This is a genomic window from Gilliamella sp. B3464 (assembly GCF_026536145.1).
Classification (GTDB): Bacteria; Pseudomonadota; Gammaproteobacteria; order Enterobacterales; family Orbaceae; genus Gilliamella.
In genome coordinates this window covers 83472-94294 of the sequence record NZ_JAFNOQ010000012.1, presented here as the reverse complement: position 1 = coordinate 94294, position 10823 = coordinate 83472, and the positions used below count along the sequence as shown (strand labels likewise).

The 10823-nt window shown below is 32.7% G+C and carries 12 protein-coding genes and 1 pseudogene; 10 read left to right on the top strand and 3 right to left on the bottom strand.

Annotated features, from left to right (window positions below):
- From J3U57_RS11625 to J3U57_RS11595, 7 genes and pseudogenes are all read left to right on the top strand, one after another.
- Positions 1–476: pseudouridine synthase (locus tag J3U57_RS11625; protein WP_267344802.1), on the top strand; the 476-nt coding region annotated here is incomplete at its 5' end.
- Positions 477–650: 174 nt separating this feature from the next.
- A pseudogene (ftsY, locus tag J3U57_RS11620) lies at positions 651–1574 on the top strand (signal recognition particle-docking protein FtsY); the annotation flags it as partial.
- A 9-nt stretch (positions 1575–1583) separates the two neighbouring features.
- Positions 1584–2237 carry a cell division ATP-binding protein FtsE gene (gene ftsE, locus J3U57_RS11615; RefSeq protein WP_065633227.1) on the top strand — a complete coding sequence of 218 codons (654 nt, stop codon included), beginning with the start codon at positions 1584–1586 and terminating at the stop codon, positions 2235–2237.
- A 4-nt stretch (positions 2238–2241) separates the two neighbouring features.
- Positions 2242–3213 (top strand): permease-like cell division protein FtsX, encoded by a 972-nt coding sequence (ftsX, locus tag J3U57_RS11610; protein WP_267344800.1) that lies wholly within the window; start codon positions 2242–2244, stop codon positions 3211–3213.
- A gap of 151 nt (positions 3214–3364) precedes the next feature.
- On the top strand, positions 3365–4225 hold the full coding sequence (gene rpoH, locus J3U57_RS11605) for an RNA polymerase sigma factor RpoH (protein WP_065633225.1): 861 nt from the start codon (positions 3365–3367) through the stop codon (positions 4223–4225).
- A gap of 208 nt (positions 4226–4433) precedes the next feature.
- Complete coding sequence (locus tag J3U57_RS11600; RefSeq protein ID WP_267344798.1) at positions 4434–5006, top strand: DUF2975 domain-containing protein; 573 nt, start codon at positions 4434–4436, stop codon at positions 5004–5006.
- An 11-nt stretch (positions 5007–5017) separates the two neighbouring features.
- The gene (locus tag J3U57_RS11595; protein ID WP_267334418.1) at positions 5018–5239 is read left to right on the top strand and encodes a helix-turn-helix domain-containing protein; all 222 of its coding nucleotides are present in this window, start codon (positions 5018–5020) and stop codon (positions 5237–5239) included.
- On the opposite strand, the gene J3U57_RS11590 is transcribed toward J3U57_RS11595, so the two are convergent.
- A complete protein-coding gene (locus J3U57_RS11590; protein WP_267344796.1) occupies positions 5236–5928 on the bottom strand; it encodes an aspartate/glutamate racemase family protein in 693 nt (230 codons plus the stop codon). The genes J3U57_RS11595 and J3U57_RS11590 overlap by 4 nt on opposite strands.
- A gap of 812 nt (positions 5929–6740) precedes the next feature.
- Here J3U57_RS11590 and J3U57_RS11585 point away from each other — a divergent pair.
- Both J3U57_RS11585 and cobB read left to right on the top strand, forming a co-directional pair.
- Positions 6741–7559, top strand: coding sequence for a hypothetical protein (locus J3U57_RS11585; RefSeq protein WP_267344794.1), 819 nt, complete (start codon positions 6741–6743; stop codon positions 7557–7559).
- A gap of 52 nt (positions 7560–7611) precedes the next feature.
- Entirely contained in the window at positions 7612–8298 is a 687-nt protein-coding gene (cobB, locus tag J3U57_RS11580) for a Sir2 family NAD+-dependent deacetylase (protein WP_065633219.1), read from the top strand.
- A gap of 8 nt (positions 8299–8306) precedes the next feature.
- Here the strand turns inward: cobB and mtgA are convergent, their stop codons facing one another.
- Complete coding sequence (mtgA, locus tag J3U57_RS11575; protein WP_267344792.1) at positions 8307–8999, bottom strand: monofunctional biosynthetic peptidoglycan transglycosylase; 693 nt, start codon at positions 8997–8999, stop codon at positions 8307–8309.
- A 212-nt stretch (positions 9000–9211) separates the two neighbouring features.
- Positions 9212–9703: a molybdopterin-guanine dinucleotide biosynthesis protein B gene (mobB, locus tag J3U57_RS11570; RefSeq protein WP_267344790.1), complete on the bottom strand. Its 492-nt coding sequence runs from the start codon at positions 9701–9703 to the stop codon at positions 9212–9214.
- 83 nt (positions 9704–9786) lie between these two features.
- On the opposite strand from mobB, the gene J3U57_RS11565 reads away from it, so the two are divergent.
- Positions 9787–10815: a threonine aldolase family protein gene (locus tag J3U57_RS11565; RefSeq protein ID WP_267344789.1), complete on the top strand. Its 1029-nt coding sequence runs from the start codon at positions 9787–9789 to the stop codon at positions 10813–10815.
- Positions 10816–10823: the final 8 nt, after the last annotated feature.

The window sequence follows — 10823 nt, the reverse complement described above, 5'->3', positions numbered from 1 at the left end:
ATTTTATTTCATTACCCAAATTTTACCCGGCAGGTCGACTGGATACTGACAGTGAAGGATTATTATTACTGACCAATGATGGTAAGTTGCAGTCAAAAATCAGCTCACCAAAATTTAAATTACCAAAAACTTATTGGGTACAAGTTGAAGGCGTAATTAGTCAACAAGCTATAGATAAACTCGCTCAAGGTGTTCAGTTAAAAGAGTTCTATACTGCCGCAGCTATAGCGACTAAGCTGGAAGCGCCGACTAATCTATGGCAACGCGTTCCGCCTATTCGTGAACGTAAAGCTATTCCTACTTCTTGGCTAAGTTTAACTATTACGGAAGGAAAAAATCGTCAAGTTAGAAGAATGTGTGCTGCGGTTGGTTATCCTTGTTTACGTTTAATACGTGTTCAAATTGGCAATTATAATCTATTTACTCAGCATCTGCCGTTAGGTGAATGGCAATCTATCAGCGTAAATGATCTTTAGGCTTAAATAGATCACATTAATAAATACTAAATCATCACTTATTATCATTATTTTATAATAATATAACTCAATAATATTATTCACATTTATTGAATCATTGGGGTTTATTCTAAAATAAGATAAAATGATTATCAGTTATGCTCATGGGACAATTTATTTATGGTTGAACAAAAAAAAGAAGGTTTCTTTGCTCGTTTAAAAAAAGGTCTTTTCAAGACTAAACAAAATATTGGATCGGGTTTTTTAAATTTATTCAAAGGCAAAAAAATTGACGATGAATTATTTGAAGAACTAGAAGAACAACTGATTATTGCAGATGTAGGATTTGATACTACACAAAAATTAATAAGCTCATTAACACAACAAGCCTCAAGAAAAGAGTTAAAAGATGCAGATGCACTTCATGAAATTTTAAAACATGAAATGAAGTCTATTTTAGACGGGGTTGATCAACCGCTTGATATTGAAAGTCATAAACCATTTGTTATTTTAATGGTAGGGGTAAATGGTGTTGGTAAAACAACGACAATTGGTAAATTAGCTCGTCAATTTCAACAACAAGGTAAATCAGTGATGCTTGCTGCAGGCGATACCTTTCGTGCAGCAGCTGTTGAGCAATTACAAGTTTGGGGTGAGCGAAATAATATCCCCGTTATTGCACAGCATGTTAATGCTGATTCTGCCTCAGTTATTTTTGATGCAATACAAGCAGCAAAGGCAAAAAAAATAGATGTCTTAATTGCCGATACAGCAGGTCGTTTACAAAATAAATCACATCTAATGGATGAATTGAAAAAAATAGTTAGAGTGATTAAAAAACAAGATGAGACTGCTCCACATGAAATCATGTTAACAATAGATGCAGGAACAGGCCAAAATGCTATTAGCCAAACTAAATTATTTAATGAAGCTGTTGGTGTAACAGGAATGACATTAACTAAATTAGATGGTACGGCGAAAGGTGGTATTATATTTAGCATTGCTGATCAATTTAATATTCCAATCCGTTACATCGGTGTTGGTGAAAAAATTGAAGATTTAAGACCTTTTGTTGCTGATGATTTTATTAATGCGCTGTTTGAACAAACAGATGAATAGAGAGAACTCATGATCCAATTCCAGCATGTAAGTAAAGTTTACTCGGGTGGAAAGCCCGCCCTTCAAAATATAAACTTTACATTATTATCCGGAGAAATGGCATTTTTAACAGGTCACTCTGGTGCAGGTAAAAGTACTTTGATGCGTTTAATTTGTGGATTAGAAAAAGCTAATGACGGCAAAGTATTATTAAATGGTATCAATGTATCTAGCTTGAAAAAACAAGATATGCCGTTTTTACGCCGCACAATTGGGATGATTTTTCAAGATCACCAATTATTAATGGATCACACTGTTTATGATAATGTGGCTATTCCATTAATTATTTTAGGAAAACCTATCGAAGAAATTCGTAGGCGTGTTTCGGCCGCGCTCGATAAAGTCGGTTTGATAGATAAAATGAAATTTTATCCTATACAGTTATCAGGTGGTGAACAACAGCGCGTAGGAATAGCGCGTGCCATTGTTAATCGTCCAAGCGTCTTATTAGCCGATGAACCAACCGGTAACCTAGATGATAAACTTTCGAAAGATATTTTAAAGCTATTTGAAGAGTTTAACCAAGCAGGTGTCACCGTATTAATGGCAACCCATAATATGGGGCTTATTCGTCGTAAACACCATCGAATACTAAATTTAAATCAAGGGCGTTTAGAGGAATAACATAATGATAAACGCTAACATTAACACTATTAAGTCAAAATCGAAAAATAAAAATAACTTTTTATCCCGATGGAAAAGACAAATTAGTTATGCATGGCATAACGTATTTAATGATTTTCGTCAGCATATTTTTGCTTCAATATTGACAATTTTTGTCATTGCAATTTCAATAACATTGCCAACGATTAGTTATTTGTTGTGGAAAAATGCAAATCAAGCAGCGCATCAATGGTATCCAACTCCAAACTTAACTGTGTATATCAACAAATCACTTACGGCAGAACAAACTAAAGAATTAATCAGTAAATTTAAAACATACTCGGAAGTTGAGAAAATAGATTATCTTTCACGAGATGATACACGAGAAGAATTTAAAACTTGGTCTGGTTTTGCAACAGCACTTGATCTGTTAGATGAAAACCCTTTACCTGCTGTTGCTATTATTTTTCCTAAAGAAGAGGCTAAGCAAACTAGCATATTACATGGATTACAATCACAAATCTTGAAAATAGAAGGGGTTGATGATGTACAACTTGATGATAGCTGGTTTACGCGATTAATGGCATTGACAGACATGGTAAAATCAATAGTCTGGACAATTTCGATTTTCATGATTATTGCTGTATCACTTGTTATTGGCAATAGTATTAGATTAAGTATCTTTTCCCGTCGACAAACGATTTTGGTGATGCAATTAATTGGTGCTACTGAAGGTTTTATATTAAGACCTTTTTTGTATAATGGGATTTTTATTGGGTTTATCAGTGCAGTACTTGCATTAATATTATCCAAAATATTCATTTGGCAAATTGACTCAATTATTTTGCACGTTTCAACTGTTTTTGGAACAAAATTTACTTTAGAAGGACTGTCATGGGATGAAAGTGTATTAATTATTTTGTTCTCAATAATTATTGGATGGCTTTCAGCCTTGATCGCGACTAAAAAATATTTGAAAGTAATGTACATTACTTAATTACAAAAATAAGATAGTTACTTATTGTTAAAAATTTTATTAAAATGTGAACTAATTGACTTTTTTGTAGTCTAATATAACAGTTAGAATTTAAATTGTTGCATACATAAAATTATGCAACAAAATCAGTTTAAATGAAGGAGGGAATTAAATGAGTACTGATTTAAAAATGCCAGTAAGTGCTTTAATCCCACAAGGCAATATAGAATCATACCTTCGTATGATTAACACCTATCCGATGTTAACAGCAGAAGAAGAAAAATCGTTAGGTGAAAAACTTTATTATCATGATGATGTTGATGCTGCACGACAATTAATCTTATCTCATTTGCGCTTTGTTGCGCATATTGCTCGAGGTTATTCTGGGTATGGTTTACCACAAGCAGATTTGATTCAAGAAGGTAATATTGGATTAATGAAAGCTGTACGTCGTTTTAACCCTGAAATGGGGGTTCGATTAGTTTCTTTTGCTGTACACTGGATAAAAGCTGAAATTCATGAGTATGTGCTTAAAAATTGGCGAATTGTTAAAGTTGCAACCACAAAAGCACAAAGAAAATTATTTTTTAATTTAAGAAAGAATAAACAACGCTTAGGTTGGTTTAATAATGCAGAAGTTGATATGGTGGCAGATGAACTTGGCGTAACACCTAAAGATGTCCTTGAAATGGAATCGCGAATGTCTGCTCAAGATATGTCATTTGATGTAGATAGTGATGACGATGATAATTCTATTGTTGCTCCAGCACTTTATCTAGAAGATAGTAATTCTGATTTCTCAAAATCAATTGAAAATGATAATTGGGAAAATGACGCAACAGATAAATTACATGATGCTTTATCACAATTGGATGAACGAAGTCAGGATATTATTAAAGCACGTTGGTTAGATTCCGACGATAGTAAATCAACTTTGCAAGTTTTAGCTGATAAGTATAGTGTTTCTGCTGAACGTATTCGTCAACTCGAAAAAAATGCAATGAAAAAATTACGAGTTGCAATCGAAGCATAATTTTTTTTCGTTAATGTTAACTTCCTGAACCTTACTTGTAACAAAGTAAGGTTTTTTTATAACTAAATTTTACTCACTATTGATTTTGCTATTTTATTTTAAATAAATATTAAACAATAAAAAATTATCGTTTTACTTTAATTTATTATTGTTATTTCTATTTTTATAGGCTAGACTGTGCTCAATCTTTATAAAAAAGGAAATAAATATGAACACAACATTAGCTCGATCAAACTTACGCTTAAATCAATATTGTCGATTTATGGTACTATTAACAACCCTTATTATCATAGTTATGTTGATTGGTGCATTATCGCCACTACTTTATTACTTTTTTAATATTGAAAATATTGGATTAGCATCAGGAGGATATTCTTTTTTTATATCTAACAGTGTTGATGTTGATCCAACTGAACTCGAGTTTTGGCAGGCTTTTTTAGCAACGTTAATTGATACTGTAGAAATCTTTATTTTAATTTATGCATTTTATCAGTTGCGATTACTTTTTTTAAAATACAGTCAATCTGATTTCTTTTCAGAAAGGTCAGCTAATCACTGCTATATTTTTGGTAAAATGTTAGTCATCTGGTCTATTGTTAGTATTTTATCTGAGCCTTTGTTAACTTTAATTTTAAGTTTCAACCAAGCTGAACGTTATTTTTCTTTTTCGTTTACAAGTGATGATATTATGGTATTGTTCCCAGCTATCAGTATTATGGTTATTGGACAAATATTAAAAAAAGCATGCCAACTAGCGGAAGAAAATCAGCAGTTTGTATAGGGGAATTAAACATGCCAATTACTATAAATCTAGATGTAATGCTCGCTAAACGAAAAGTAAAATCTAAAGATTTAGCTATGGCTATCGGTATTACGGAACAAAATTTATCTTTGCTTAAACAAGGTAAAGTGAAAGGTTTTAGATTAGCCACACTTGAGGCAATCTGTGAATATTTAGATTGCCAACCTGGTGATATTTTGGAATATATTAACGATACTAATGATAATGCTTAGTGACTTATTGCTAGCATAGCGGCGGCTTCTGCATGAATTAAGGCTGTATCAAAAAAAGGGATATTTCGATCTGATTGTGATATTAATAAACCAATTTCTGTGCAGCCTAAAATCACACCTTGTGCTCCGCGTTCAACTAATTTATCAACAATCGTTAAGTAAGCTTGTTTAGATGCCGGTTTAATAATCCCTTTACAAAGTTCATCGTAAATAATTTGGTTAACAACATTTCTATCTTCTTGATCCGGTATTAATACTATTAAGCCTTGGTCAATCAATTTTGATTTATAAAAATCTTGCTCCATTGTGTATTTAGTCCCTAACAATGCTACAGTTTTAATACCTTGTTGAATCAATTTTTTAGCTGTGACATCTGCAATATGAATAATTGGAATAGTAATTGCTGATTGAATCTGATCTGCGACTTTATGCATAGTATTGGTACAAATGACAATAAAATCTGCACCTGCTATTTGTAATTTTTTGGCTGCATCAATTAAAATCAGTGCACTTTTATCCCACTCACCATTGGCTTGGCATAATTCAATTTCTTGAAAATCTACGCTATATAATAGCGTTTTCGCTGAATGTAACCCCCCTAATGATTTTGCTACCATTTGATTAATTACTTGATAATAGGTAACGGTACTTTCCCAACTCATACCGCCGATTAAGCCAATTGTTTTCATTTAAAAATACCTTATAAAAACTTATGATTTCATTGAAAATTTAGTTAACTAATTGATAATATTATATCATCTGTAAAGTTAATTAATATCAACTTTTGATCGTTAAACGAGGGTTCACGCTGTTTATTTAACATGGTTATTGTTTTTATTTAAAAGTAGATAACATAAAGCAGTCTATTTATTTTTTACATTACAACCATAAAATTTATAAGGAAACCGCTTTCAAGTTATCACATTAAGCTATATGGTTAAGCGTAAACCAATGTTGATTACCTTACTATTTACTTGGTGCTTCTCTTTTTGTCGACTGGTTGGCAAATCAATTCAAAAATGAGGCGTTATTGATCCCATGATGCTTTCATTTGGTGAGGATATTGGTCAATATTAGCTATTTCACATACTAGTTAGCAATCTATTTAGAACTAGACATCATAGCAAGCGCTAACCACAGCTTTGAAACTTTTCCTAATAATGGATATGTTTTACCTTTTCGCTTAAATATGGCTATTTTTTATAATTATGTCAATTGAATGCGCTATAATTTGACTGATAAAATTTTACAAATTGTATGAAATGTCGACTCGCATTAACTTTAAAATAATTATAGTATAATCAAGAAAATCAATGTACTTATTATAATGATGAAAAATACCTTTATTGGTCAAAACGGTGTTACTTAGCGAAAGAATAAAATCTGGAAAGATACATTGATTAAACAGAATGCTGCCGGTATGCTGAAATGTATTTCTTGCAAAGTGATGTATAAAATTTAGTTATAGTTAAATATGAAATTGATGAGGAAAGTATCAATTATGAACAAAATTAGTCCTTATTTATGGTTGATATCATTCTTATCGTTTTTTTTATCTTTTTCATGTTTAGCCGACACAAAAGTTATTCATGTTCTGGTCGCATTATGTGATAACAAATATCAAGGTATAGCGCCAGTTCCAGCTGCGATTGGTAATGGTCAAGATCCCAAAAATAATCTCTATTGGGGCGCGGCTTACGGTTTTAAAACCTATTTTGCTAAGCAAAAAGAGTGGCAAGTTATACAAGTTAATAAGCCTAATGATGGTAAAATATTAGAAGAGATAATATATAAACATCAAAATCAAGATGTTTACCTTATTGCTCAAGCCTATGATGGTAAATATATTGATGATACGGTAAATGATTTTATTGACTATTCTGCGGGAAAAAATTCGCTGTCATTATCAGTAGATAAAAAACAAATCAATGCTGGTGGTAACGCTGATCTTGTTGTTTATATTGGGCATAATGCATTAATGGAAACGCCATCTTGGCGCAGTTATTTACCAGGTAGTTGGCGTTGGAGCACATTATCTAAAACTCAACAAGAAAAGCAAAAATCGCGTTTTGCTGCTGTATTTGCTTGTAAAAGTCAGAAATATTTTACTCCACCACTATCTCATTTAGGTATTAATCCATTGATCTTAACCTTGCACCGTATGGCGCCAGAAGCTTATAGTATTCATGCTATGATTAACAGTTGGTTGGATGGTGAATCAAAAGATGAAATAAGGCTTAAAGTAGCAAGTGCTTACAGCCAATATCAAAAATTAAGTCAACCAGCCTTACATATATTTACCACCGAATATAGCCAATAATCTTTTATATCACGGTTAATTATTTAACTTATCAATAAAAAGGAAAATAGATATGTTAAAAACGCCCAAAATTGTCATTTTAACAGGGGCTGGCATTTCAGCCGAATCGGGGTTATCAACCTTTCGAGCCCAAAATGGATTATGGGAAGGTTATGATGTTAATGATGTTGCCACTTATGAAGGTTACCGTCGTGATCCCATAGCGGTGCATAATTTTTACAATATGTTACGAAGAAAATTGCAAGATCCATCGGTAAAACCGAATCAAGCCCATATTGCACTGGCTGAGTTAGAACAAAAACTCGGTTCAAATAATGTATTGGTTGTAACTCAAAATGTTGATAACTTACATGAACAAGCTGGATCGAAAAATATTATTCATATGCATGGCGAATTATTAAAAGCGCGTAATGAAAAAACCGGAGAAATTATTGACTGTTTCAACGATATTAATTATCAACAAAATAAATTAATACGGCCGCATATTGTTTGGTTTGGTGAAATTCCATTACAGATGGATCAAATTTATGATGCATTATCACAAGCAGATTATTTTATTTCAATTGGCACATCGGGCAATGTCTATCCTGCCGCCGGTTTTGTTCAAATTGCTAATCAATCCGGTGCTAAAACGATTGAACTTAATTTAGAGCCAAGCTTAGGCGAAAGTTTATTTCAAACTAAAATTTATGGCCCAGCAAGTCAGGTGGTACCCGAATTTATTCAGACATTAATTTAAAACAGTTTTTACTCCATCTGTTTTAAATAATTTTTACCACCAAGATTAGCCATTTGCGCTCGAATCCATTCTGCTTTTTTTTGGACATAGTTTGTGGGGGTGGCTGGGCTCCATTTTCTTGGATTAGGTAACGTTGCTGCAAGTAAACTCGCTTGATAAGGCGTTAATTGATTTGCACTGACATTAAAATAATAACGAGATGCTGCTTCAATGCCAAAAATCCCCTCCCCCCATTCTACACTATTTAAATAGATTTCAAGGGTTCTTTGTTTTGACCAAATTAACTCAATCCAGATAGTAAACCAAGATTCTATTGCTTTACGTAGCCAACTTCGTGATGGCCATAAAAAAATATTTTTAGCTACTTGTTGGGTAATAGTGCTTGCGCCACGAATTTTTTTTGCATTTTGATTATGTTTCAATGCTCGATTAATTGCATCAAAATCAAAGCCCCAGTGTGTTGCAAAGTTCTGATCTTCTGAAGCAATAACTGCGATTTTAATATTGTCTGAAATTGCATCCCAATCTTTCCATTCCCGCTGTTGTGTGATGCCCCAATTAACAATTTTTCTTTCTACCATTAACATTGAGCCAATCGGATCGATCCAACGCATTATTAAAATGAGAAAAATAGATAACAGCATTAATCCAATAACTACGTTTCTTGTTTTGATTAATATCTTTTTTAATAATGGATGCATATTGCTTAAATCAGGATATAGCTAAAGGTTAGCTATATTAACATATCATTTACATTGTTTTATTTAATGTTTATAAATTTTTGTTTGGAATATCAATCTTTCATTTTTCAATTGGCTATTTATGTTAAGCAAGCTAGTAAATGAGTTACATCGCTATAAAAAATTAACTTTACTCAATACGTTTTATTGCCAATCAGAACATCATCATTAGATCAGTTAAATAGGTAATCGAGTATAAACTTCACAACTTGTTGTGGTTGATTGATATCTAGCAATGGAATCGATATATCCAATTGGTTATCACTGGCGACAGCAAGCGTTAAGTCATCGATAAAAACGGGATGATTAATGGTTTGACGATGACAGATAATTTTAGGTATTTTTTCGTGTTTAAATCCTTCAATTAATATGATGTCTACATCTGTAAACTGATTTATCAGTGTAGTCAGATCTGCTGGTTTATTGGGCGTTTCATGAATAATTGCATAACGATTATCGCATACGATGGCTGTTTGTACTGAGCCGGCCTTACGCAATTCATAACTATCTTTACCAGGGATGTCTAACTCGATGTCATGATGGGCATGTTTTAATGAGCCTACATTAACGCCCTGTTTAATAAGTAGTGGAATAACCTGTTTTAACAATGTAGTTTTGCCACTACCGCTATAACCACAAATTCCGATAATCTTTTTTTTATTCATCACTAGTTTATGTTAATGTACTATATTCTATAGATAAACAATATTACATGATTTTTGCAGCAGATGTTCAAAAAGAGAATAATATGAACGATTTTTTGAATGATTACAATCAAACAGTTCACCCCAGTTTGTTAAAAAGTTTTATTGATATTAATAATAAGAAATTAGCGGGTTATGGTTTAGATGAATATTGCAAACAAGCTATAGCAAATATTCAAAAACGATTACAATCCCCTCATGCTGATGTGCATTTTATGCCTGGCGGCACAATAACCAATCTAACGGTCATTTCACATATTTTAAAACCCTATCAAGCCGTAATTGCCGCGAATACCGGACACATTAACGTGCATGAAACCGGAGCGATTGAAGCGACAGGGCATAAAGTAATCTCGGTGCCAACAGCTGATGGAAAACTTACGCCGGAATTGATAGAACCTGTATTATTTCATCATAGTGATGAACATATGGTACAACCTAAGCTTATTTACATCTCTAATACCACTGAATTAGGCACAATATATAGTCAGCAAGATCTTAAAAATCTTTATCAATATTGCCAAAAAAATCGCCTTTTTCTTTATTTAGATGGTGCCCGCCTAGCGATGGCATTGGCAGCAAAAGATAATGATCTGACTTTGCCTGATTTAGCTAAATACACTGATGTATTTTATATTGGTGGAACCAAAGTCGGGGCGTTTGCTGGTGAAATGGTTATTTTTAATAATCTATCTATTAATCAAGACTTTCGTTTTAGTATGAAGCAAAAAGGTGCAATATTAGCAAAAAGCTGGATTGTTGCTGTACAGATGAATGAGTTGATGCAAAATGATTTGTACTTCCAGTTAGGGCAACACAGTAATAATATGGCCGATAAACTAAAAATTGTTTTTGAAAAAGCTGGATTAACATTTGCCAGCAAACCACAAACTAACCAACTATTTGTTAATTTTCCCAACCAACTGGCTGAAAAAATTATTGCTCATTATGCGGTTGATAATTTAGGTCCTATCGATGACCATAACTGCTGTTTACGTTTTTGTACTTCATGGTCAACTCAAATAGATGAAATTGATAGGTTAGATAGACTATTGCAATCATGGTTATCGTAAAATTTGAT